The organism is Sphingomonas sp. So64.6b (genome assembly GCF_014171475.1).
GTDB lineage: Bacteria > Pseudomonadota > Alphaproteobacteria > Sphingomonadales > Sphingomonadaceae > Sphingomonas > Sphingomonas alpina_A.
This window is the reverse complement of record NZ_CP048817.1, coordinates 3028884-3050820: the sequence shown is the minus strand read 5'-3', so window position 1 is coordinate 3050820 and position 21937 is coordinate 3028884. Positions and strand designations below refer to the sequence as shown.

Sequence of the window (21937 nt, the reverse complement as noted above, 5' to 3'; positions counted from 1 at the left end):
TCCCGGCCACCCATTCAGGATACGCTGTGGGCGGTCGGGAGGGGGAGCGGGCCGGCACCGACTAAACCGGAAAGACTCCACCGGCGCTCCGATCGTGACGTTCGTCGCGTATCCGGGATGATCGTCGCAATGACGTTGGCCGATCCGCCGCGTCGTTCATACCCGCTCATGTCCGGCGAGGTGGCCCCCACTACCTCGCCGGCGCCAGACACCGCAATAGCGACTCCGTCGAGCAAGGGCTCGGCCTACGCTATGGCCGGCGAAAGCCCCAAAAAGCTCGACGCCGACCCCGGCGGGCCGGTGCGTTGCGGCGCCAGGTCCGCCGGATCGCTTGACCCTGGATGAGCTTCGAACGGATATAAGAGGTGCTAGAGCGACGCCGGCTCGGGTGGAATCACCTCTTCCGTTCGCCCTGAGCTTGTCGAAGCCTGTCCTGAGCGCCTGCCTTGGCAGGCGGTCGAAGGGGGTCGTTCTTCTTCTGCCTCTGCCGCAAGAGAGAACGGGGCTTCGACAAGCTCAGCCCGAACGGAAGAGAGTGGATCAATTCAACTCGAAACTGCTCTAGCTCAGCTCGAACGCGCCAATCGCTAGCTCGCGGTCAGCCGTACGAACGCACTCGATACCCAGCCGCTGATGCACGGGCCGCTATAACTACGCGGCGATTCCACCGGCGCGAGCACGCCGCAATCACTGTCGGGCGCGTCGGCCGGCGGCACGACCACGCCTTGCCAGCGCTGGTCGATCGAACGGGTGCAGACATAGATGCGCCGGTCGTTGGTCAGGCGGGTGACTTCATCGGCTTCGACGAAGGGCGCGGCGCGGACCGGCAGGTCGGTCTCGCCCGAGGCCGACAGATTGACCACGCGGCCGATATTCGCACAGGCGTTGAAGGCGGGACCGCCTTCGCCGACCCTGACCGCGCGAACGCCGGGCGACATCGCCGCGCTGTTGTCGGTGCCGAACAGGCCGGTGTCGTTACCGATGCCCCGACTGTCGGAACAGGCGATCGGCGACAGGCATAATGTCAGGGAAAAGATCAGGCGCGGGGCCAGAAGGGTCGATTTCATGTCTCCATATTAGAGGCCGACGGAGGGCTTGGCGAGAGGCTGGGGCGGGGTTGCGGCGATCGGCCGGCAGGTCCGGGCTTCATTCCCGGTTCACCCTGTTCTAGCAAGGTCGGCGATCATTCTCGCAAAGGCAAAACCCATGCGCATCGCCACACTTCCGCTGCTCGCACTCGTTACCGTACTTGCCGGCTGCACCGCCGCGAAAAACGGCACGGCAAAGGCGACCGACGATGCGCCGGCCGTCGCGCAGGTGTTGCTGACCCCCGATGCGAAAGACATTCACAGCTATGCCAACCCGGCCGAGGCGCGGGTAACGCATGTCGCGATCGACCTGACCACCGATTTCGCCGCGCACACCTTGTCGGGCAGTGCGACGCTCGACGTCGAGGCCGCGGCCAATGCCAGGCAGGTCATTCTTGACACGCGCGGCCTGACCATCACAGCGGTGACCGACGATGCAGGCAAGGCGCTGCTCTTCCAGCTTGGCGCAGCCGACCCGATCCACGGCGCGCCGCTCACCGTCACCCTGGGAACCGCACGCAAAATCAGGATCGCCTATTCGACATCGCCTGATGCCGGCGCGCTGCAATGGCTGACCCCGGCACAGACCGCAGGCAAGAAATTACCCTATCTGTTCAGCCAGGGTGAGGCGATCCTCAACCGCAGCTGGATCCCGACCCAGGACTCGCCCGGTATCCGCCAGACCTGGGAAGCGAAGATCACCGTCCCCGAGGGCCTGACTGCGGTGATGAGCGGCGAGGCGAAATCGGCGCTCGGCCAGACCGCGCCGAACAATATGCGCACCTTCACCTATGTGATGGATAAGCCGGTCGCGCCTTATCTGATCGCGCTGGCGGTCGGCGATTTGCGCTTCCAGGCGACTGGCCCGCGCACCGGCATCTGGACCGAGCCGTCGATGCTGGAGAAATCGGCCAAGGAATTCGGCGAGCTGGAGAAGTTCGTCGATGCCGCCGAGAGCCTGTACGGCCCGTATCGCTGGGGCCGCTACGACCTGCTCGTGCTGCCGCCGAGCTTCCCATTTGGCGGCATGGAAAATCCGCGCCTGACCTTCGCCACGCCGACCGCGATCGCCGGCGACCGCAGCCTGGTCAGCCTGATCGCGCATGAACTGGCGCATAGCTGGTCGGGCAATCTCGTGACCAATGCGACATGGAATGATTTCTGGCTGAACGAGGGGTTCACCAGCTATTTCGAGAACCGGATCATGGAGAAACTCTATGGCCCGAAACGCGCCGCGATGGAGGCCGATCTGTCATGGAGCGACATGGAGGCCGCGGTGAAGGAAGCGGGCGGACCGACCTCGAAGGATACGCAGTTGCACCTCGATCTGGCGGCGAATCGTTCGCCCGACGATGGCATGACGCAGATCGCCTATGACAAGGGCGCGACCTTTCTGCGCACGATCGAGGCGGCGGTCGGACGCGATAAATGGGACGCCTATCTGCGCGCTTATTTCGATCGCCATGCCTTTCAGCCGCAGACCACGGCCGGGTTCCTGAAGGATCTGCGCGAGAATCTGATCAAGGGCGACAAGGGCCTCGAAGCGAAGATCGGCATCGACCAATGGGCCTATCAGCCCGGCATCCCGGCCAATGCGGTGCATGTGAAATCGGATGCTTTCCCGGCAATCGACGCGGCGGCCAAGGCCTTTGCGGATGGCGGCGCGGTGGCGGCGGTGCCGGGCGGGGTGACGACGCAGGAGACGGTGCGTTTCATCGCGCAATTGCCGCGCAAGCTGAGCCTGGAGCGGATCAAGGCGCTCGACGACCGTTTCGACTGGTCGGACACCGGCAATAGCGAAATCCGCTTCGTGTGGCTGCAGCTGGTCCTGCCGAATCGCTATGCGCGCGGTGAAAAGTCGGCCGAGCAGTTCCTGCTCGCACAAGGCCGGCGCAAGTTCGTCGCGCCCTTGTTCACCACGATGATGGGCGACGGCGCATATGGTCAGGCGATGGCAAAACGAATCTATGCCGAGGCGCGCGCGGGTTATCATCCCGTCACATCGGGCACCGTCGACAAGATCGTGGGATGGAAATCGCCTGTTTGAAAATGCGCTGAAGGCGCATTTTGGCGGTGCCGGCCCGCTCCCCCTCCCGGCCACCCATTCAGGATACGCTATGGGTGGCCGGGAGGGGGAGCGGGCCGGCGCCGAATCAAAACTCGCTCTTCCGCGCGTTTTCAGGGGCCCATAACGCCGTTCATCGGGCAGTCATCGCGCGGTCAACTCGCTTCATCGGAAAAGGTTCCATCGGGCGCTGCCATGGGGTTCCCAGCGCTGCCGCGACCTGCTTTGGACAAATGCGACACATGATTACGACCTGAGGGGGTCTCATGAATTTCCGGGCTTTGGCAGCGCGTTTTGCGCTGGTGGTAACGTGCGCGCTGATGACAGCGACCCCGGCAGCCGCCCAGTTCTGGCAGTGCGCCCCCTATGCACGCACCATTTCCGGCATCAATATCCATGGCAACGCCAACACCTGGTGGAGCCAGGCCGCAGGGCGCTACGCTCGTGGCCATGCACCTAAGGTCGGCGCCGTTCTGTCCTTCGCTTCCAACGGCCGCATGCGCCTTGGCCATGTCGCAATGGTGTCGGGTATCGTCAGCGACCGTGAAGTCCTGCTGACTCATGCCAATTGGTCGCGCCGTGGCGGGATCGAGCGCAATGTCCGCGCGGTCGACGTGTCGGCGGCGGGCGACTGGAGCCTGGTCAAGGTCTGGTTCGCCAGCAATGGCGGGCTCGGCACGACGTCCTATGTTGCCAACGGTTTCATCTATTCGGACACGGCGCCTAAGAGCGACGAGACACCCGACACGCTGCCTTCGCTCACCCTGGCATCGAATGGGGCATCGAATGGCACCAACGGCACGATCGGTGTGCTGTCGCTGGTCGACCGGGTCGCTTTCTAATTATCCCGTCACCCCGGACATGGTTCGGGGTACCTCAAGCAGCCAAATACCGCCGTCATCCCGAACTTGTTTCAGGATCCATGCGCGGTCAGTAGCCAAATGAGCGGCACCCATGGAGCGAATGACCGCGCATGGATGCTGAAACAAGTTCAGCATGACGATGGTGGTTAGGCCTTACGCCTTGCCCGCCTGGAACGTCATCGCCACACCGTTCATGCAATAGCGCTTGCCGGTTGGCTTCGGCCCATCATCGAACACATGGCCAAGATGCCCGCCGCACTGCCGGCAATGGACTTCGGTCCGGCTGAAGCCGAGCGTGCTGTCGTTCCGCGTGCGCACGGCATTGGCGAGCGGCGCCCAGAAGCTCGGCCAGCCGGTGCCGCTGTCGAACTTGGTCTTCGACGAATAAAGCGGCAGCGCGCAGCCGGCGCAGGAAAAGATACCGGGGCGATGCTCCTTGTTAAGCGGGCTCGATCCGGGCTGCTCGGTGCTCTCATGGCGTAATGTCTGATAGGCGGCGGGGGATAGCTTTGCCTTCCACTGCGCATCGGTGAGTTTATAGGTGAACGCTTCGGGCGCGCCGGCGGTCGCGCCATGGCAGCCGAACAGCGCGAGGGCGGCGGCGCTGCCACCGGCCAGAGTCAGGAAGGCGCGTCGGTTGTGGGTCATAGGATCCTCGTTCCGTTCTCAAACAGGGATATAGTTACGACCGTCTCCGCTCGCGAGATGCAGGTCATCGGGAACTCTGTTCCGTTCCGCGCGCTTAGCGTGTGAAACCGGAGCGACATCATGTCTTTTCAACAACTTGACCCACCATTGCCCGTCCATGTGCTCGACAAGGGCGCAGGGTTCGCCTTTGCTGTGATCGATTATGGGCAGGAGCATAATCTGATCTGGGTCACCGCGATCAACGACACTGGTGAGATCTGGTGCGCACCCAACCCGCGCGTGCGGCTGCAGGCGAACTGGACGATGGGCCGCAAGAAACCGGCAGCGGTCGTAGCGCGGGAGAATGGCGATTGTTCGGGCGAGGATGAAGTGCCGGTGGAAGTGTTGAAGCCGAACTAACGACCTTAAGCCCCTCCCTTTCAAGGGAGGGGTTGGGGTGGGTGCGCGCGTCTGCGCGCTCACAAAGAATCGTTTCCTCAAGGTCCGTAGCGCCGCAACGGGCATCGAGCCCGTGCGACGCTGCCCCACCCCTAACCCCTCCCCTTAAGGGGAGGGGCTTAAGATGGTTCAGTATTTGCTGATCTGCACCGGCAATTTCCGATACCCGTGCACGAAGCACGCCGCGACCCGCTCCGGCTCACCCACCACATTCACCCGCATGCGGCGCTTGGCCATCTCCTCCAGCAGCGTTGCGATCTGCAATTCCGCCAGGCGCGCGCCGACGCAGCGGTGAATGCCGTGCCCGAAGGCGAGGTGGCGCCGCGCATTGGGGCGGTCGACCAGGATCTTGTCGGCATTTTCGAACACGCTCTCGTCGCGATTGGCCGAGAGATACCAGAGCGCGACCTTGTCGCCCTCCTTGATCTGCTGCCCTTCCAGCACCGTGTCCTGCGTCGCGGTGCGGCGCATATGGGCGAGCGGCGTCTGCCAGCGGATGATTTCCTGGACCGTGTTGTGGATCAGCGACGGATCGCCCTCCAGCTTTTCGCGCTGGTCGGGAAACAGGTCGAGGCCATACGCCGCGGCGGTCATCGAATTGCGCGTGGTGTCGTTGCCGCCGACGATCAGCAGGATGAGATTGCCGAGAAATTCCATCTGATCCATTTCGCGCATCGCGTCGCTATGCATCATCATCGAGATCAGGTCGGGCGTCGGCGGCTTGCCGAGCTTGCTGTCCCACAGTTTCTGGAAATAACCGCCGCACTCATACATATATTGCAGCCGTTGCAGGCGCAGTTCCTCGGTCTTGACCAGCTCGATATCGCCCGCCCAGTCGGACCAGAAGGTCAGCTTGCGGCGATCCTCCCATGGAAAATCGAACAGGATCGCGAGCATTTGCGTGGTCAGCTCGATCGACACGGTATCGACCCAGTCGAATTCTTCGCCCCATGGCAGCGTATCGAGAATCTCCGCGGTGCGGGTCCGGATATTATCGCTCATCCGCACCATCTCGCTCGGCGTGAAGGCGGGGGCGACGGTGCGGCGCTGGCCGGTATGCTTGGGCCGGTCCATCGCGATGAACATCGGCATGCGCACATCGTCGCGGCCTTCGATGAAATCGGCGATGGTGATGCCGCCGGCCTGCGAGGAATAAATATCGGGGAGCGATTCGACCTCGACGATCGGCTTGTAGGTCGACACCGCCCAGAACGGACCGAAGTCGCTATGCTCGACCTTATGTACTGGCGATTCGGCGCGCAGCCGGCGAAAGGGTTCATGCCAGGTGTCGTCGCGGTAAAGCTCGGGGCGGCTCACATCGAGCGGATCGACCGCCTGGGGTGCCAATTGTTCGCTCGCTAGCGTGGCCATCATCGCTCTCCTTTGGTCGGAGAAGAGCGCTAACTGACAAGGCTGTCAATAGTATTCGATAGCGTTTTGCAACCTTTTGCGGTGGGGGGAGAGGGATAGGCGGCGCCCGCTCGAAAACCCTCTCCCATCGGGAGAGGGAGGGGCCCGCCGCGCAGCGGTGGGAGGGTGAGGGTGACGAGTCGCGACAGGCTCACCCTCACCCTTCCGCGCTTCGCGCTCCCTCCAGCTGCACTCCCGATGGGAGAGGGAAACTCACCCTCGCCGGAACATGGCCTTGAGGTTCATCTTGCCGCTGCCCGATTGCAGCACGCCGCGGCGGAAGGCGCGGGCGCCGATCGTGATGACGATCGCGACCCACAAGGCCTGCCACAGCAAGGCGGCGATGTGTGGCCAGATCTCCGGCTGGTTGGCCGCGCGCGCCGCCATCGCGAAGGGCGAGGAGAGCGGGAATATCTCGGCGAAGGTGGCGAGCGGGGTGCCCGGGCGGGATGCCGCGGTCGCCGCCAGCCCGAACATCGCGACCTGCACGATGGTGATCGGCAGCGACAACATCTGGATTTCGCGCATCGTCGAAGCCTGGGCGCCGACGCTGAGGAACACCGCACCGAGCAGCATATAGGCCATGGTGAAATAGGCGAAGAACAGGATGACATAGACCGGCATGCCGACCGCCGGGCCGATTTCCTGGATCGCGCCGGCAAGTCCGGGCGCGATCGCGCTGATCTGGCTGACCAATGTCCCCCAAAAGGCGACGAACAGGATCGCGACGCCGAACATGCCAAGCAATTTGCCGAGGAAAACCGATTCGAGCGGCACCGCGGCGGCGAGCACTTCGATTACCTTGTTGCTGCGTTCCTCGGCCATTGTGCCGACCGCCTGGCCGGCGAGCAGCAGCGTCAGGAAGAAGATGCCGAACACGGTGAAGAATGCGGCCTGATTCTGTCCGCCGAGCGAGGCGCGCGCGCGCACCATCGCGGTCTTGGTCGGCGTGCTGAGCGGGGCGGTGCCGCCGCTGCGCGCGGCGCGCAAGGTATCCTCGGCCAGTTGGGCGAGGTAATCCGCAGAGCGCGGACCGTCTGCGCCATACAGGATTACCGGCTTGTCGAGCGGGCCGTAAAGTACTGCCTTGGCATCGAATTCCTTCGTTTCGAACAGCGCGCGGGCCTGCGCCGCCGGATCGGTCGAGGGCGTTTCGACCATCAGTTCGGGCGGTCTTTCGGATGTGCGGAAAATCCGCCGCAGCCGCTGGTCGAGATCGGTGATCACCATCCCCTGATCCGGTGCGGCGATCGCGATGATCCGGTTCTTGCTCTCGCTCCCTTGCGCGACGCTCATCGCGCCGAGGCCGCCGATCGCGCCGAACGACCCCATGATCAGCGGCGCGAACAGGAAGATCAGGAAAGTCGGGGTGAATACCGTGGCGATGAAATCGCGCCGTGCGATCGTCATGGTCTGGCGGATCAGGCGGCGCGTATTGCCGATACGGGGGCTGCTCATGCCGCCTGCTCCTGCGTTTCGCGGTCGGGCTGGTCGTTCAACGCGTCCGGACCGACGATGCGCACGAACGCGTCGTGCAGGCTTGGCCGTTCGATCGACAGGCCGGAAATGCCGAACCCGGCATCGATCAGTTTGACCAGCAACGCCTCGATTCCCTCGTTCGGCACGGTGAAGCGCCACCCGTCGCTGTCGCGCGACGCGTCGACGGGAAGCAGCGCGGCGATGCCGTCTCCGTCATGATGGGGCACGTAATGCGCTTGCATCGGCAAGGTGCCGCGCGCTTCGTTGACAGTGCCCTCGAAGCGGCGCTTGCCGCCGGCGATGATCGCCAGCCGGTCGCACAGCCGCTCGGCATGGGCCATGACATGAGTCGAGAAGAGGATCGTCGCGCCGCGGTCGCGTTCGGCGAGGATCAGGGCTTCGAGCCGTTCCTGATTGACCGGATCGAGCCCGGAAAAGGGTTCGTCGAGCACCAGCAGTTCGGGTTGATGCACGACCGAGCCGAGCAGCTGGACGAGCTGCGCCATGCCCTTGGACAGTTTGCGGATCTTGGTGTCGATCGCATGGCCGAGGCCCGCCGCTTCGAGCAGCGCGACCGCGCGCTTGCGGCCGGTCTTGCGGTCGAGGCCACGCAACGCGCCGAGAAAGGCGATCGCGTCCTTGGCCTTCATCGCCGGGTACAGGCCGCGTTCCTCTGGCAGATAGCCGACCTGATCGCTTGCCTCGCGCGGGCGATCATGGCCGAGCAGGCTGCGGCTGCCGCCATCGGGCTCGATGATGCCGAGCAGCATCCGCAAGGTCGTCGTCTTGCCCGCGCCATTGGGGCCGAGCACGCCGTAGATCACGCCGCGCGGGACCGCGATATCGATCCCATCGACCACGCGGCGGCCACCGAAATTCTTGATCAGCCCGGTCGCGCTGATCGCGAGGCTCTTGTCGGTCGTCACGCTACCTCATTCCGTTCGGTTCGAGCCCGGGATTAGACGAAGTCGAGAATTCTTATCGAGCGAGGATTAACTCTTCCCGTCGAATGGCTCGTGCGGAACCCCGTGCAACCGGTGGCTCGACGTCGCTCAATACGAACGGGGGAGGGTAACGATCCTTGCCCGGCCGTGGTAGCGGGTGCGAGTGCGCGAAGACAAGCAAATCAAGAATCGCCTGACGGCGAACGGGCAATTCACGAATCGCCCGGCGGCGGATGGGCAGTTCACCGATCGCCTGAAGGCGAAGGCGGCCGAATTCGGTTTTGCCGCATGCGGCGTCGCGCGTGCCGATGCCGCGCCGCGCACTGCCGAGCGGTTGCGCCAATGGCTCGCCGAGGGCGCGCATGGCGAGATGATCTGGATGGAGGCACGCGCGCATCATCGCGAAAGCCCCGCCGCTTTATGGCCCGAGGTGAAGAGCGTGATCGCGCTCGGCATGAGTTATGCGCCGGCAAGCGATCCGCTCGCGCTGGCGGGGGAAGGCGATGTCGGGCGCATCTCGATTTACGCGCAAGGGCAGGATTATCACGATGTGGTGAAGCGCGCGCTGAAGGCGCTGGCGCGCTGGCTGGTCGGCGAGCTCGAGGGCGCGGACGTCAAGGTGTTCGTCGACACCGCGCCGGTGATGGAAAAGCCGCTGGCCGAGGCGGCCGGGCTGGGCTGGCAAGGCAAGCACACCAATCTGGTCAGCCGCGACCATGGCAGCTGGCTGTTCCTCGGCGCGATCTACACCACCGCCGATCTCGCCACCGATCGTGGCGGCAGCGATACGTGCGGGTCGTGCGACGCGTGCCAGCAAGCCTGCCCGACCAATGCGTTCCCCGCGCCGTACCGGTTGGATGCGCGGCGCTGCATCTCCTATCTGACGATCGAACATGCCGGACCGATCCCGCTCGAATTTCGCGCCGCGATTGGCAACCGCATCTATGGTTGCGACGATTGCCTGGCGGTGTGCCCGTGGAACAAGTTCGCCGAGGCCGCCCATGCCAACATGGCGTTCGCGCCGCGCGCCGAACTGGCGGTGACCTATCTCGCCGACTTGCTGGCACTCGACGATGCGGGGTTCCGCCAGGTGTTTGCGGGCTCGCCGATCAAGCGCATCGGGCGCGACCGGATGGTGCGCAACGCACTGATCGCGGCCGGCAATAGCGGGAAGGCCGAGCTGGTCGGCATGGTGGCCGGGTTGCTGGATGATCCGGCGGCAGTGGTGCGCGGCGCGGCGGTCTGGGCGCTCTCGCGGTTGGATCAGGCGCACTGGATGGCTGAGCGGCACGAGCGGCTCGTTGCCGAGGCTGATGAGAACGTCGTGGCTGAGTGGGTGTGATCCCAGACGCTTTTGGGTTCAGCTCATTCCCCGTTCGTTTCGAGCGAAGTCGAGAAACAGACCATGAGCGCTGTGCGAGGTTTCTCGACTTCGCTCGAAACGAACGGAAAGAGGTAATTCCGTTCAACCCATAAGCGCTCTGGCTTGAACCGTCGCGTGACGGCATCCGCTTTCGACCATTTCGCCGCTCGCGGACGAGCGAGCCTTCAGGACGGCAGGATGTCGAGTGATGCACCCGGCACGGTATGGCCGGTAATCGAGATATTATCGCGAGTTCGGTTTCCGAGCCGGATATCCGAAGCGGCTGCTTTCGAACGACACTGTGGCCGCCGCGCTATCGCCAAGGGGAATCTCCGCCGTGCCATAGACGCTGCGCGTGCCATGCGTGCCGATCATGACGCCCATTTCGCCATGGATGCCCCGTCCGGCGCGTTCCGATCCCACCATTTCACCGCGAGCAGCAGCGGCGCTTTCCTCGGTGTTGCTGTTCAGGATCGCCCAGCGCTGCTCGTCGGTCAGGCGAATCGTATCGCCGGTCGAGGGGGGAGCGGGCTCTGTCGTCGCCGGTGCCGGTGTCGATTGCGCCAACGACGCCGTCGACCAGCAGGAAACTCCCGCGACAAGGACAAGCGCGATCGGGAAGGCACGAAAGAGCGGGGGCGTTAAACGGGTCATCCCTCGCTTATACGCCGGATAAACCTGACCGCAAAATGAACGGAGCGGGCAACCATTTGCGCCTTCGATATAGCGTGTCATCATGGCGACTGACTGCTCTAAAGGCAGATCGACAAATCTCGGGCGAAATAGCCGCCTGTCGGCAATCGACCCACTTGCGGACATTGCCACCCGGTTTACAATATCCAGTATGACTGATTGGACCGGCACGCCGCCACTCCGCACCATGGACGAACTCGCGGCGTTTGACGCAATGCGGCGCTTCTTGGAGGTCTGGTGGGAAGTGGGCGGGCGTTCAGAGGATAATATCGCGAATATCCTTAGTTCGACTAATCGCACGCACGGATCGGACGGTAGCGCTCCGCAAGGTGAGCCAATAGATCGGGCTCTCTGGGCAGATTGGCGCGATGCCGTCTGGACGGTTTTGCAGAACGGTAGCGCGCCTGATAAAGACCCGCTAGCGAACGGCAGTTGACTACCGATAGCCTATCGGCGTGATGGTTGCCGCCCCCATAACCGCCTAACCCCGCCCGCCGCGCTTACTTCCCCTGCGCCTTCATCGACAGCGCCGCCACGCAACTCGCGCGGTCGACCGGACTGCCGTCGCTTTGCCGTGCGTCGATATAGGTGACCACCGGTTCCGCCTTGCCCTTGGGATAGAGATAGGCGTCGAGCACGCAGGTCCCGCTTTGGAATTGCAGCTTGCGCGCATCGCCCTCCAGCATATCGGCGCCGGGTCGACCGAACATCGCGACCAGGCCGCGGGCATTCTGGCCGATCACGCGTTCCAGGCCGACGGTGTTGGCCGGGATCGGCACGAATGGCGGGCGAACATGCACTGGAGCGGGGGTGCCAGTGGTCGCGCAGCCCGCGAGCAGCAGGCCCGGCACGCCGGCAATCAGCAATTTCTTCATGTCTTACGTCCTTGGTGAAACCCCACGCGCCCGTGGAACCAGTGCGTGGCCATTGCCGCGCCGATGATCGGCGCGAGGATCGCGACGATCGGCACGACGAACACGGCGGTGCCGATCAGGCCGAGCGCATAACGGCTCGCCCAGGTCGATCCGCGCCACTCCTTCATCGCCTCGGCCGGCATGTGCCGCGCCGCGACCATATCGCCGAGATCGCGGCCGAGCAGCCAGCCATTGACCGCGAAGAACAGGATCGGCGTGCCCACGCCGGTAACGATCAGCAACAGATAGGCGGGCGACAGGATCGCATTGTAGAGCAGGGTGCGCCCGGCCGAGCCGAGCCCCATCGCGATCGACCGGCCAAGCGGTACGTCCTTCGCTTGCGCCAGTGCCTGCGGATAATGTTTCTGCTCGACCGCCAGCACCACTTCGTCGGCGAAGATGCCGATCACCGCGATGGCGATGGCGCGGAACAGCAGCCAGGCGGCAAGCACCGCGCCGATCGCCGCGGCCAGCCCGGCCAGTCCCGCCGCGCTCGTGCTGGCGCCGAACCAGGTGAACAAGGATTGCGCGCCGAACCATAATCCCGCGCCGATCGCTGCGAGGATGACGCCGGTCAGCGCGAGCGATTTCAGGAACACCAGAATGATGCGCTTGTCGCCGAGTTGGCCGACCGACAGGAAGAAGGCGCGGATCATCCGTGCTTGGTGCGTCGAGATGCGGGGTACGTCAACGGCGGTTGCGCCAATGCGACGCGCAATTTAGGGCAATTCCTTTCCCGTTCGGGTTGCGCTTGTGGAAGCCCCGTTCTTTCCTGCCTGCCCGGCAATGGAAGAATGGTCCTTCGACAAGCTCAGGACGAACGGATTTTTACATGTCCGGAGACCTTGTTTTGACCACCCCAGCTTATGACGTCGTCGCGATCGGCAACGCGATCGTCGATGTCCTTTCGCACACCGACGACGCCTTCATCACTGCAGAGGGCATGGCCAAGGGATCGATGCAGCTGATGTTCTCGCCCGAGGATGCCGATGCGCTTTATGCCAAGATGGGCCCGGGCATCGAGGCGAGCGGCGGTTCGGCGGCGAACACCGTTGCCGGCATGGCGGCGCTCGGCGCGCGTTGCGGCTTTATCGGCCAGGTCGCCAATGATCAGCTCGGCGAAGTCTTCGCGCATGATATCCGCGCCACCGGCGTGACTTTCGGCACCGTCGCGCGCGATGGCGCGCCGACCACTGCGCGCTGCCTGATCTTCGTCACGCCCGATGGGCAGCGTACGATGAACACCTTCCTTGGCGCATCGCAGTTCCTGCCGGCAAGCGCGCTCGACCGCGATCTGATCGCGAGCGGCGCAATCCTCTATCTCGAAGGGTATCTGTGGGATCCGGAAGAACCGCGCCAGGCAATGCGCGCTGCGATCGAAGTCGCGCGCAAGGCGGGGCGCAAGGTCGCCTTCACGCTGTCCGACGTGTTCTGCATCTCGCGCCATGGCGGCGATTTCCGCAAGCTGATGGCCGACGGGCTGATCGACATCATGTTCGCCAATGAAGCGGAAATCTTCGCGTTGATGGAGACCGACGATTTCGACGCGGCGGTCGCGGCGGCGGCGGCGCAGGTGCCGATGCTGGTGGTGACGCGCAGCGAGCGTGGCGCGATCGCGGTGTCGGGCGGCACGACCGTGTCGGTCGCGGCCGAGCCGATCGACAAGGTGGTCGACACGACGGGTGCTGGCGATCTGTTCGCGGCCGGTTTCCTGACCGGCCAGGCACAGGGCAAGTCCGTCGAGCAGTCGCTCCGCCTTGGCGCGATCTGCGCGGCGGAGATCATCTCGCATATCGGCGCGCGGCCGATGGTCGACATGAAGGCGCTGGCGGCAAGCAAGCTCGGCTAAGTCTCGCGCGCGTCCCCCAATCCCTGGCCAAAAGCCGGGTTGGACGCGCGGACCACAAAGAAAAGGGGCCGGGAATTTCTTCCCGGCCCCTTTCTTGTGTCGTTTGACGATCAGGTCACTCGGTGCCCGGCACCGGCGGCTCGAGGTCGCCGACCAGTCCCTCGTTCACTTCGTCCAAGCCGCGCCCGACATGGCTGCGCGAACGGCTGTAGAGGAAGTAGACGAGCAGGCCGATTCCGCCCCAGATCGGCAGAACGAGGATCGCGAGCCACGGCAGCGACACATACAGCCCGATACAGCCGACGATCGCGAGCGGCGCGATGATCCACACCGCCGGCGTACGGAACGGCCGCTTGCGCGACGGATCCTTCAACCGCAGCACCATCACCGAGATCGCCACCATCATGAAGGCGAACAGCGTGCCGGAGTTGGAATAATCGGCGAGTCTGCCGACCGGCAGGATCGCCGCCGCGATGGTCACCATGACGCCGGTGACTGCGGTCACGACGTGCGGCGTCTTGTAGCGCGGATGGACGCTGGCGAGCTTCGCCGGCAACAGGCCGTCACGCGCCATCACGAAGAAGACGCGGGTCTGGCCGAACATCATCATCAGCACGACCGATGGCAGCGCGAGCACCGCGGCAAGGCCGACCAGCCGGCCGATCGAATGCCAGCCGATCGTGTCGAGGACATGGACCAGCGCTTCCTTGGAGCAGACCAGAGGCTCGACCGCTCCGCCGCCGACGATCGACGCGCAACGCCCGGCCATTTCGGCCGACCCCGGTGCCAGCACCGCGCCGGTCAGCGACGTAACCGGCTGTGCGCCCATCGCACCGATCGCGCCGCTGGCGACCAGAATGTAGAAGAGAGTACAGATGCCGAGACTGGCGATCAGGCCGATCGGCACGTTGCGTTGCGGGTTCTTGGTTTCCTCGGCCGCGGTCGAAACCGCGTCGAAGCCGACATAAGCGAAGAAGATCGAGGCCGCGGCGCCAAGCACGCCGGTCGCGCCGGTCGGCGCGAAGGGAGTGAAATTCTCGGCCTTGAGGACCGGGATGGTCAGCATGACGAAGGCGGTCAGGGCGAGGATCTTGATCGCGACGAGCACCGCGTTGACGCGTGCGCTCTCGGTCGTGCCGAGGATCAGCAGGCCGGTGACCAGCACCGAGATGATCACCGCCGGCAGGTTGAAATAACCGCCGACCTGAGTCGCGGTGATGAGATCGGGTGTCACCGTCGCGCCAAAGGCGATCTGGACCTTCGCCATCAGCGCGTCGCCGTTACTGATGACGGCGGGTACGTCGAGCCCCAATCCCCTGAGCAACCCGACCGCATGGTTGGACCAGCCGACCGCGACCGCGCTGGCGCCCACCGCATATTCGAGGATCAATGCCCAGCCGACCATCCAGGCGAGCACTTCGCCGGTGACGGCATAGGTATAGGTGTAAGCGGATCCGGACACCGGCACCATCGAGGCGAGTTCCGAATAACACAGCGCCGCGACCGCGCAGACGAAGCCGGCGATCATGAAACTGATCAGCATGCCCGGGCCGGCTTTTTGCGCGGCCTCCGACGTCAACACGAAGATACCGGTGCCGATGACGGCGCCGACGCCCAGCATGGTCAGCTGGAACGCACCGAGCGACCGGTGCAAGCCTTTCTTCTCGGCTGTCGCGAGAATGGCGTCGAGTGATTTTACACGCCCGAATATCATCAACAAATCCCCTGAAGATCATAATGCCGGCGTTGGCCGCCGTGCGAAGCGCCGGAGCCTAGTGGCAAAACCGCCTCGTGCAATCCCCTATCGCGCGCCCTTATCGGGCAAGCATCGGACCAAGCGGTTTTCCGGCAAAGACATGGACATGGAGGTGCGGCACTTCCTGGCCCGATTCGGTTCCCGTATTGGCGAGCAGCCGATATCCCGGCGCGACCAGCCCGGCACTGCGCGCCACTTCGCCCACCGCGCGCACGAAGCCGGCGATTTCGCTGTCCGACCCGCGCGCGCTGAAATCGTCCCATGAGACATAGGCGCCGCGCGGGATTACCAGGATGTGCGTCGGCGCCTGTGGATTGATGTCGAGAAAGGCGATCGCATGCTCGTCCTCATAGACGCGCTTCGACGGGATTTCGCCGCGCAGGATCTTCGCGAAGATATTCTGGTCGTCATAGGGTTTGGTGGCATCGATCGGCATATCTATCCTTTCGGTCCGCATATCGTTGTTATCCGAAAAACCGTTCGTTCTCAGCCCCTGTTGGGCACGAACAGGTTATTTCGGCCGCGCCGCTTTCTCGTCGATACCCGACACACCCTCGCGCCGGATCATCTCGGCACGGATGTCGTCAAGGCCGAGGCCGGCATCGGCGAGCAGCACGAGCAGATGGAACATCAGGTCGGTCGCCTCGCCGATCAGTTCGGCGCGGTCGTCGCGCATCGCCGCGATGACGGTCTCGACCGCTTCCTCGCCAAGTTTCTGCGCGATCTTCGCGCGCCCCTTGGCGAACAGGCTTGCGGTATAGGAGGTCGCCGGGTCGGCGCCGCGGCGGTCGCGGATCACGGTTTCGAGTGTGGTCAGGAAATCTTCGGCCATGCGCGCTGGCTGGCGCAGCCTGGCCTTCAGGTCAATCCTTTGGACGCCTGGCGAACCGCGCGCGCATCGCACGGCGCACGAGATAGACGCCGATCGCGGCCATCACGAACAGCGCGATGTCGGACAGTTCCGGCCCGGTGCGGATCTTCGGCACGCCGGTATGGGCGGCAAAGGCCGGGGTGGTGATCAGGAGAAGGAGCAGGAATCGCATGCCGGGAGGTGTAGGAGCGAGCGGTTAAATTACTCGTACCTTCCTTCGTTCGTTTCGCTCGAAACGAACGGCCGGTTAAGCGCTGCTACGCCGTCACCGGCCGCCGCACCGGCACGCCCGCGGCCGCCAGCGCGGCATGGGCGTCGGCAATGCTTGCTTCGCCGAAATGGAAGATCGAGGCGGCCAGCACTGCGCTGGCATGACCCTCGCACACTCCGGCGACCAGATCGGCAAGCGACCCGACCCCGCCCGAGGCGACGACCGGCACCGCGACCTGGTCGGCGATGGTGCGGATCAGGTCGAGGTCGTAACCATCGCGCGTGCCGTCACGGTCCATCGACGTGACCAGCAGTTCACCCGCGCCGAGCCGCACCAGGTTGAGCGCATGGGCGACCGCGTCGATGCCTGTCGCGCGCCTGCCGCCATGGGTGAACACTTCCCATCCATCCGCGACGCGGCGCGCATCGACCGAGGCGACGACGCATTGGCTGCCGAAGCGGTCGGCCATGTCGGCGACCAGTTCGGGCCGCGCGACGGCGGCCGAATTAACCGCGACCTTGTCCGCGCCGGCGAGCAACAGCGCGCGCGCATCGTCCGGAGTGCGCACACCGCCGCCGACGGTCAACGGCATGAAACACACCTCGGCGGTGCGCCGCACCACGTCGAGAATCGTGCCGCGCGCTTCATGCGTTGCGGTGATGTCGAGGAAGCAAAGCTCGTCGGCACCCGCCGCGTCATAGGCGCGCGCCTGTTCGACCGGATCGCCGGCATCGCGCAGGTCGACGAAATTGACACCCTTGACCACGCGGCCATCGGCCACGTCGAGACACGGGATCACGCGCGCGCGGAGAGTCATGACTTAAAGCCCTCTCCCGTCCGGGGAGAGGGTTGGGAGAGGGGCAGGCCGCGTCTGCGGCCTAAAAGAAGAATCGCCCTCTCCCAGCTACGACTAGGCCCGCGTGAAGGACGCGGACCAAGTCTGCGCAACCCTCTCCCTGGCCGGGAGAGGGCAAGATCAACACCCCTCACGCCGCCGCCGCCACGCTCAGCGCCGCGGCCAGATCGAGCCGCCCATCATATAATGCCCGTCCGGTGATCACGCCCTCGATCCCGTCGCGCGCATGCAACGCCAGCACATGGATCTCGGCGATGCCCTTCACGCCGCCGCTGGCGATCACCGGGATGCGCACCGCGCGCGCCAGGTCGACCGTCGCCTGCACGTTGCACCCCTTCAGCATGCCGTCGCGTCCGACATCGGTGAACAGCAAGGCGGCAACGCCGGCATCCTCGAACCGGCGCGCCATATCGACCACTTCGATGGTCGAGACATCGGCCCAGCCGCGCGTCGCGACCATGCCATCCTTGGCATCGACCGCGACGACGATGCCGCCGGGAAAATCATTCGCCGCTTCGCGCACCAGGTCCGGATTCTCCAGCGCGGCGGTGCCGATCACGACGCGCGAGACGCCGAGGTCGAACCATTTCTCGATCGACTCGCGATTGCGAATGCCGCCGCCGAGCTGCACATGGCCGGGGAATTGCGCGACGATCGCCGCCACCGCTTCGCCATTGACCGAAGCGCCGGCAAAGGCGCCATCGAGATCGACGACATGAAGATAATCCGCGCCCTGTTCGGCAAAGATCATCGCCTGCGCCGCGGGATCGTCACCATAGACCGTCGCACGATCCATATCGCCCTCGGCCAGGCGCACGACCTGTCCCGCTTTGAGGTCGATCGCGGGGAAGACGATGAGGGTCATGGCCGCCACTCCAGGAAGCGCGAGAGGAACGCCAGACCATAGGCCTGGCTCTTTTCGGGATGGAACTGCACGCCGATCATATTGTCGCGGCCGATCGCGGCGGTGACCGGGCCGCCATGGCCGGTCGTCGCCAGCACATCGGCGCCCTCGAACGCATAGCTGTGCAGGAAATAAGCTTCGCCCGCTTCGATCAGCGCGTGGGGCCGGCCGGGCACGACATCGTTCCAGCCCATATGCGGCACCTTGGCAGCGGGATCGGTGGGGGTCAGATGGCTGACGCTGCCATCGATCCAGCCGAGCCCTTGGTGTGTGCCGCGTTCTTCGCCGGTTGCGGCCATCAATTGCATGCCGACGCAGATGCCGAGGAACGGGACGCCGTCACCACGTACGCGCGCCTCGATCGCATCGACCATGCCGGGCACCGCGCGCAACGCAGCCGCACAGGCGCCGAACGCGCCCACGCCGGGCAGGACGATGCGGTCGGCCTTTGCCACCAGCGCCGCATCGGCAGTGATCGCGATTCCCGTCGCGCCGGCCGCCTTCAGCGCATTGGCGACGGAGTGGAGGTTGCCCGCGCCATAGTCGATCAGCGCGATGCTCATATCAGCAGGGCGGCAAATCGATCCGCTGCCATGCTCGCACCGAACTCGATCACCTCGGCTTCGGCCATGCCCGACATGACGAAGGGATCGGTCGCGACGAGCGCTTCTACATCGCGCTGATGCCCGCGCGACAGGATGACGCCGCCGGTGCGCGGCGCGCGGCGCCCGGATACGATGAAGATGCCCTCGGCATAGCCTTTTTCGAGCCATGCCACATGCGCTTTCATGTGCGCATCGACCTGATCGAGCGGCGCCCGATAGCGCAACAGGATCATGCACAGCGGCGCGTCGGGCCGTGCGACCACCTTACAATATCCCCTTGGTGCTGGGGATCGCATCGGCCTTGCGTGTGTCGATCTCGACCGCGGTGCGCAGCGCGCGCGCCAGCCCCTTGAAAGCGGCTTCGGCGATATGGTGGTTGTTCTGCCCGTACAGCGTCTCGACATGCAGCGTGATGCCGGCCGCCTGCGAAAAGCTGTGGAACCAGTGTTCGAACATCTCGGTGTCCATCTCGCCGAGCTTTTTCTGGCTGAATTCGGTCTTCCACACCAGAAACGGCCGGCCGGATATGTCGAGCGCGACGCGGGTCAGCGTCTCGTCCATCGGTGACAGCGCGTCGCCGTAACGGCGGATGCCGCGCTTGTCGCCAAGCGCCTTGGCGATCGCCTCGCCGATCGCGATGCCGGTATCCTCGACCGTATGGTGCTGGTCGATATGCAGGTCGCCGACCGTCTTCACGTCGAGATCGATCAGCGAATGGCGCGACAGCTGCTCGAGCATGTGATCGAAAAAGCCGATCCCGGTCGATATGGTGTAGACGCCGGTGCCGTCGAGATTGACGGTGACGTCGATACTGGTCTCGCTGGTCGAGCGGCTGATCGTGGCGGTGCGCATCATGGCGTTCCCCATAACGCGGCGCGCCGCGCATGCAATCTTGACCGCACAATCTTGACGGGCGTCCAAAGCCCGCTACCCAAGGGTGCATGAGTGATGGATTGCCCGACAGCCTGATTCCCTATGACGAAATCGTCCAGGAGGCGTTGCGTGCCGTGGTCGGGCGCGTGCTCGGTTCGGTCGCGGCCAATGGCGGTCTGCCCGGCGACCATCATTTCTATATCACCTTCAAGACTCAGGCCGCCGGCGTCGATATCCCGCAGCGCCTGATCGAGCGTTTCCCCGACGAGATGACCATCGTGATGCAGAATCGCTATTGGGACCTGATCGTCGACGATGAGCGCTTCTCGGTCGGGCTGAGCTTCAACCAGGTGCCCTCGAAACTGGTCATCCCCTATGCGGCGGTGACGGGTTTCCACGACCCTTCGGTCAATTTCGAACTCCGCTTCCAGGCGCAGGATGGCCCAGATGGCCCAGATCCGCATGACGAGGCGGAGAATGACGGCCCGACCGTCATGCCGGTCGAGGACGGGTCGAACGTCGTCGCGGTGGATTTCAAGCGCAAGAAGTAGGAAGAATATCTCCCTACCGTTCGTGCTGAGCTTGTCGAAGCACCGTTCTTCCTTACTTCCGTTTCAGAAAAAAGCGGCCCTTCGACATGCTCAGGGCGAACGGAGGTTTATTTGTCTCAGGAAATGCGCACCGAAACCGACTCGCTCGGCCCCGTCGAAGTCCCTGCCAACGCCTATTGGGGCGCGCAGACTCAGCGTTCGATCGAGAATTTTCCGTTCGGCGCGCAGGAACGCATGCCGATCGGCATCATCCACGCGCTCGCGCTGGTCAAACAGGCGGCGGCGCGGGTCAATCGCGCGTACGGCCTGGATGCGAAGATCGCGGACGCGATCGAGGCCGCCGCCGCCGAAATCGTCAGCGGTGAATTCGACGATCAATTCCCGCTGGTCATCTGGCAGACCGGCTCGGGCACGCAAAGTAACATGAACGTCAACGAAGTGATCGCCGGACGCGCCAATGAGGTGATGACGGGCACGCGGGGCGGCAAAACGCCGGTCCACCCCAATGATCACGTCAATATGAGCCAGTCGTCCAACGACAGTTTCCCGACCGCGCTGCACATCGCGGCGGCGATGGCGGTGCGCGACCGGCTGTTCCCCGCGCTGGAGCGGCTGCGGGCGTCGCTGCAATCCAAGGCGGACGCCTGGGCCGATATCGTCAAGATCGGGCGCACCCATTTGCAAGACGCGACGCCGCTGACTTTGGGCCAGGAATTCTCCGGCTATGCCAATCAGGTCTATCGCTGCGGCAAGCGTATCGATGGCGGGCTGATGAACGGCGTCGGCCGCCTCGCACAAGGTGGGACGGCGGTCGGCACCGGGCTGAACGCGCCGGAGAATTTCGCCGGTGAATTCTGCGCGGCGTTGGTCGGCATCACCGGCCAGCCTTTCGTGCCGGCGGAGAACGCGTTCGAGGCGCTCGCCTCGAACGATCCGCTGGTCCATCTCTCTGGCACGCTCAACACGCTTGCGGTGGCGCTGACCAAGATCGCCAACGACATCCGGTTGCTCGGCTCGGGGCCGCGCTCCGGTCTCGGCGAACTCGACTTGCCCGCGAACGAGCCCGGCAGTTCGATCATGCCGGGCAAGGTCAACCCGACCCAGTGCGAGATGCTGACCATGGTTGCGGGACAGGTGATCGGCAATCATGTCGCGATCACCATCGGTGGTCTGCAGGGGCATCTCGAACTCAATGTGTTCAAGCCGCTGATCGGCGCCAATGTGCTGCGCTCGATCGACTTGCTCAGCGTCGGCATGGAGAGTTTCGCCGAACGCTGCGTCGATGGGCTCGAACCCAATCGCGGGCGGATCGCCGAACTGGTCGACCGCTCGCTGATGCTGGTCACTGCGCTTGCGCCGGAGATCGGTTACGACAATGCGGCGAAGATCGCCAAGCACGCCCATACCGAGGGACTGACGCTGAAAGAGGCCGGGCTGGCGCTGGGCCTGGTCGATGCGAAGACTTTCGACCGCCTGGTGCGGCCGGAAGAAATGGTGTGACCTAAACTCCTCCCCCTGCGGGGGAGGAGCGATGGAACTCCCCGCTCCGTCAAACG

Annotated in this window: 24 protein-coding genes; 7 read left to right on the top strand and 17 right to left on the bottom strand. The window is 64.4% G+C overall.

Annotation, left to right across the window (positions count from 1 at the left end; genetic code table 11):
• Window positions 1-587: 587 nt before the first annotated feature.
• Entirely contained in the window at window positions 588-1067 is a 480-nt protein-coding gene (locus G4G27_RS14690) for a hypothetical protein (RefSeq protein WP_183109348.1), read from the bottom strand.
• A gap of 139 nt (window positions 1068-1206) precedes the next feature.
• On the opposite strand from G4G27_RS14690, the gene G4G27_RS14685 reads away from it, so the two are divergent.
• Window positions 1207-3135 carry a M1 family metallopeptidase gene (locus tag G4G27_RS14685; protein ID WP_183109347.1) on the top strand — a complete coding sequence of 643 codons (1929 nt, stop codon included), beginning with the start codon at window positions 1207-1209 and terminating at the stop codon, window positions 3133-3135.
• 284 nt (window positions 3136-3419) lie between these two features.
• On the top strand, window positions 3420-3995 hold the full coding sequence (locus G4G27_RS14680) for a CHAP domain-containing protein (RefSeq protein ID WP_183109346.1): 576 nt from the start codon (window positions 3420-3422) through the stop codon (window positions 3993-3995).
• Window positions 3996-4169: 174 nt separating this feature from the next.
• Here G4G27_RS14680 and msrB read toward each other — a convergent pair whose 3' ends face one another.
• Window positions 4170-4664 carry a peptide-methionine (R)-S-oxide reductase MsrB gene (msrB, locus tag G4G27_RS14675; RefSeq protein WP_183109345.1) on the bottom strand — a complete coding sequence of 165 codons (495 nt, stop codon included), beginning with the start codon at window positions 4662-4664 and terminating at the stop codon, window positions 4170-4172.
• 120 nt (window positions 4665-4784) lie between these two features.
• Between msrB and G4G27_RS14670 the strand changes: the two genes are divergently transcribed.
• The gene (locus G4G27_RS14670) at window positions 4785-5063 is read left to right on the top strand and encodes a hypothetical protein (protein WP_183109344.1); all 279 of its coding nucleotides are present in this window, start codon (window positions 4785-4787) and stop codon (window positions 5061-5063) included.
• A gap of 168 nt (window positions 5064-5231) precedes the next feature.
• On the opposite strand, the gene G4G27_RS14665 is transcribed toward G4G27_RS14670, so the two are convergent.
• The 3 genes from G4G27_RS14665 to G4G27_RS14655 form a co-directional block, all read right to left on the bottom strand.
• Window positions 5232-6473 (bottom strand): cytochrome P450, encoded by a 1242-nt coding sequence (locus G4G27_RS14665; protein ID WP_183109343.1) that lies wholly within the window; start codon window positions 6471-6473, stop codon window positions 5232-5234.
• Window positions 6474-6725: 252 nt separating this feature from the next.
• Window positions 6726-7970 (bottom strand): ABC transporter permease, encoded by a 1245-nt coding sequence (locus tag G4G27_RS14660; RefSeq protein WP_183109342.1) that lies wholly within the window; start codon window positions 7968-7970, stop codon window positions 6726-6728.
• Window positions 7967-8917 carry an ATP-binding cassette domain-containing protein gene (locus G4G27_RS14655; protein WP_183109341.1) on the bottom strand — a complete coding sequence of 317 codons (951 nt, stop codon included), beginning with the start codon at window positions 8915-8917 and terminating at the stop codon, window positions 7967-7969. Before G4G27_RS14655 ends, G4G27_RS14660 begins: the two co-directional genes overlap by 4 nt.
• Window positions 8918-9188: 271 nt before the next feature.
• Between G4G27_RS14655 and queG the strand changes: the two genes are divergently transcribed.
• Window positions 9189-10277 (top strand): tRNA epoxyqueuosine(34) reductase QueG, encoded by a 1089-nt coding sequence (queG, locus tag G4G27_RS14650; protein ID WP_244624716.1) that lies wholly within the window; start codon window positions 9189-9191, stop codon window positions 10275-10277.
• A 264-nt stretch (window positions 10278-10541) separates the two neighbouring features.
• Here the strand turns inward: queG and G4G27_RS14645 are convergent, their stop codons facing one another.
• The 3 genes from G4G27_RS14645 to G4G27_RS14635 form a co-directional block, all read right to left on the bottom strand.
• The gene (locus G4G27_RS14645) at window positions 10542-10952 is read right to left on the bottom strand and encodes a hypothetical protein (RefSeq protein WP_244624343.1); all 411 of its coding nucleotides are present in this window, start codon (window positions 10950-10952) and stop codon (window positions 10542-10544) included.
• Window positions 10953-11491: 539 nt separating this feature from the next.
• Window positions 11492-11866, bottom strand: coding sequence for a hypothetical protein (locus G4G27_RS14640; RefSeq protein ID WP_183109340.1), 375 nt, complete (start codon window positions 11864-11866; stop codon window positions 11492-11494).
• Window positions 11863-12561: an EI24 domain-containing protein gene (locus G4G27_RS14635; protein WP_183109339.1), complete on the bottom strand. Its 699-nt coding sequence runs from the start codon at window positions 12559-12561 to the stop codon at window positions 11863-11865. The genes G4G27_RS14640 and G4G27_RS14635 overlap by 4 nt, the downstream gene beginning before the upstream one ends.
• A 194-nt stretch (window positions 12562-12755) precedes the next feature.
• Between G4G27_RS14635 and G4G27_RS14630 the strand changes: the two genes are divergently transcribed.
• Window positions 12756-13754 (top strand): adenosine kinase, encoded by a 999-nt coding sequence (locus tag G4G27_RS14630; protein WP_183109338.1) that lies wholly within the window; start codon window positions 12756-12758, stop codon window positions 13752-13754.
• A 115-nt stretch (window positions 13755-13869) separates the two neighbouring features.
• Here G4G27_RS14630 and G4G27_RS14625 read toward each other — a convergent pair whose 3' ends face one another.
• The 9 genes from G4G27_RS14625 to hisB form a co-directional block, all read right to left on the bottom strand.
• The gene (locus tag G4G27_RS14625; RefSeq protein ID WP_183109337.1) at window positions 13870-15468 is read right to left on the bottom strand and encodes an amino acid permease; all 1599 of its coding nucleotides are present in this window, start codon (window positions 15466-15468) and stop codon (window positions 13870-13872) included.
• Between the two features lie 100 nt (window positions 15469-15568).
• A complete protein-coding gene (locus G4G27_RS14620) occupies window positions 15569-15946 on the bottom strand; it encodes a histidine triad nucleotide-binding protein (RefSeq protein WP_183109336.1) in 378 nt (125 codons plus the stop codon).
• Between the two features lie 75 nt (window positions 15947-16021).
• Window positions 16022-16342 (bottom strand): phosphoribosyl-ATP diphosphatase, encoded by a 321-nt coding sequence (locus G4G27_RS14615; RefSeq protein WP_183109335.1) that lies wholly within the window; start codon window positions 16340-16342, stop codon window positions 16022-16024.
• Window positions 16343-16373: 31 nt separating this feature from the next.
• Window positions 16374-16553, bottom strand: coding sequence for a hypothetical protein (locus tag G4G27_RS14610; protein WP_183109334.1), 180 nt, complete (start codon window positions 16551-16553; stop codon window positions 16374-16376).
• Between the two features lie 85 nt (window positions 16554-16638).
• Window positions 16639-17409: an imidazole glycerol phosphate synthase subunit HisF gene (gene hisF / locus G4G27_RS14605; protein WP_183109333.1), complete on the bottom strand. Its 771-nt coding sequence runs from the start codon at window positions 17407-17409 to the stop codon at window positions 16639-16641.
• A gap of 169 nt (window positions 17410-17578) precedes the next feature.
• Complete coding sequence (gene hisA / locus G4G27_RS14600; protein WP_183109332.1) at window positions 17579-18313, bottom strand: 1-(5-phosphoribosyl)-5-[(5-phosphoribosylamino)methylideneamino]imidazole-4-carboxamide isomerase; 735 nt, start codon at window positions 18311-18313, stop codon at window positions 17579-17581.
• Entirely contained in the window at window positions 18310-18915 is a 606-nt protein-coding gene (gene hisH / locus G4G27_RS14595) for an imidazole glycerol phosphate synthase subunit HisH (protein WP_183109331.1), read from the bottom strand. Before hisH ends, hisA begins: the two co-directional genes overlap by 4 nt.
• Window positions 18912-19220, bottom strand: coding sequence for a YciI family protein (locus tag G4G27_RS14590; protein ID WP_244624342.1), 309 nt, complete (start codon window positions 19218-19220; stop codon window positions 18912-18914). The genes hisH and G4G27_RS14590 overlap by 4 nt, the downstream gene beginning before the upstream one ends.
• A gap of 1 nt (window position 19221) precedes the next feature.
• Window positions 19222-19809 (bottom strand): imidazoleglycerol-phosphate dehydratase HisB, encoded by a 588-nt coding sequence (gene hisB / locus G4G27_RS14585; protein ID WP_183113813.1) that lies wholly within the window; start codon window positions 19807-19809, stop codon window positions 19222-19224.
• Between the two features lie 89 nt (window positions 19810-19898).
• Between hisB and G4G27_RS14580 the strand changes: the two genes are divergently transcribed.
• Both G4G27_RS14580 and fumC read left to right on the top strand, forming a co-directional pair.
• Window positions 19899-20381 (top strand): ClpXP protease specificity-enhancing factor SspB, encoded by a 483-nt coding sequence (locus G4G27_RS14580; protein ID WP_183109330.1) that lies wholly within the window; start codon window positions 19899-19901, stop codon window positions 20379-20381.
• A 123-nt stretch (window positions 20382-20504) separates the two neighbouring features.
• Complete coding sequence (fumC, locus tag G4G27_RS14575) at window positions 20505-21881, top strand: class II fumarate hydratase (RefSeq protein WP_183113812.1); 1377 nt, start codon at window positions 20505-20507, stop codon at window positions 21879-21881.
• Window positions 21882-21937: the final 56 nt, after the last annotated feature.

Excerpts from the sequence above, each read along its gene's own strand:
- G4G27_RS14690 (WP_183109348.1), bottom strand. The coding sequence starts at position 1,067 with ATGAAATCGACCCTTCTGGCCCCGCGCCTGATCTTTTCCCTGACATTA.
- G4G27_RS14685 (WP_183109347.1), top strand. The coding sequence starts at position 1,207 with ATGCGCATCGCCACACTTCCGCTGCTCGCACTCGTTACCGTACTTGCC.
- G4G27_RS14680 (WP_183109346.1), top strand. The coding sequence starts at position 3,420 with ATGAATTTCCGGGCTTTGGCAGCGCGTTTTGCGCTGGTGGTAACGTGC.
- msrB (WP_183109345.1), bottom strand. The coding sequence starts at position 4,664 with ATGACCCACAACCGACGCGCCTTCCTGACTCTGGCCGGTGGCAGCGCC.
- G4G27_RS14670 (WP_183109344.1), top strand. The coding sequence starts at position 4,785 with ATGTCTTTTCAACAACTTGACCCACCATTGCCCGTCCATGTGCTCGAC.
- G4G27_RS14665 (WP_183109343.1), bottom strand. The coding sequence starts at position 6,473 with ATGGCCACGCTAGCGAGCGAACAATTGGCACCCCAGGCGGTCGATCCG.
- G4G27_RS14660 (WP_183109342.1), bottom strand. The coding sequence starts at position 7,970 with ATGAGCAGCCCCCGTATCGGCAATACGCGCCGCCTGATCCGCCAGACC.
- G4G27_RS14645 (WP_244624343.1), bottom strand. The coding sequence starts at position 10,952 with ATGACCCGTTTAACGCCCCCGCTCTTTCGTGCCTTCCCGATCGCGCTT.
- G4G27_RS14640 (WP_183109340.1), bottom strand. The coding sequence starts at position 11,866 with ATGAAGAAATTGCTGATTGCCGGCGTGCCGGGCCTGCTGCTCGCGGGC.
- G4G27_RS14635 (WP_183109339.1), bottom strand. The coding sequence starts at position 12,561 with ATGATCCGCGCCTTCTTCCTGTCGGTCGGCCAACTCGGCGACAAGCGC.
- G4G27_RS14625 (WP_183109337.1), bottom strand. The coding sequence starts at position 15,468 with ATGATATTCGGGCGTGTAAAATCACTCGACGCCATTCTCGCGACAGCC.
- G4G27_RS14620 (WP_183109336.1), bottom strand. The coding sequence starts at position 15,946 with ATGCCGATCGATGCCACCAAACCCTATGACGACCAGAATATCTTCGCG.
- G4G27_RS14615 (WP_183109335.1), bottom strand. The coding sequence starts at position 16,342 with ATGGCCGAAGATTTCCTGACCACACTCGAAACCGTGATCCGCGACCGC.
- G4G27_RS14610 (WP_183109334.1), bottom strand. The coding sequence starts at position 16,553 with ATGCGATTCCTGCTCCTTCTCCTGATCACCACCCCGGCCTTTGCCGCC.
- hisF (WP_183109333.1), bottom strand. The coding sequence starts at position 17,409 with ATGACTCTCCGCGCGCGCGTGATCCCGTGTCTCGACGTGGCCGATGGC.
- hisA (WP_183109332.1), bottom strand. The coding sequence starts at position 18,313 with ATGACCCTCATCGTCTTCCCCGCGATCGACCTCAAAGCGGGACAGGTC.
- hisH (WP_183109331.1), bottom strand. The coding sequence starts at position 18,915 with ATGAGCATCGCGCTGATCGACTATGGCGCGGGCAACCTCCACTCCGTC.
- hisB (WP_183113813.1), bottom strand. The coding sequence starts at position 19,809 with ATGCGCACCGCCACGATCAGCCGCTCGACCAGCGAGACCAGTATCGAC.
- G4G27_RS14580 (WP_183109330.1), top strand. The coding sequence starts at position 19,899 with ATGAGTGATGGATTGCCCGACAGCCTGATTCCCTATGACGAAATCGTC.
- fumC (WP_183113812.1), top strand. The coding sequence starts at position 20,505 with ATGCGCACCGAAACCGACTCGCTCGGCCCCGTCGAAGTCCCTGCCAAC.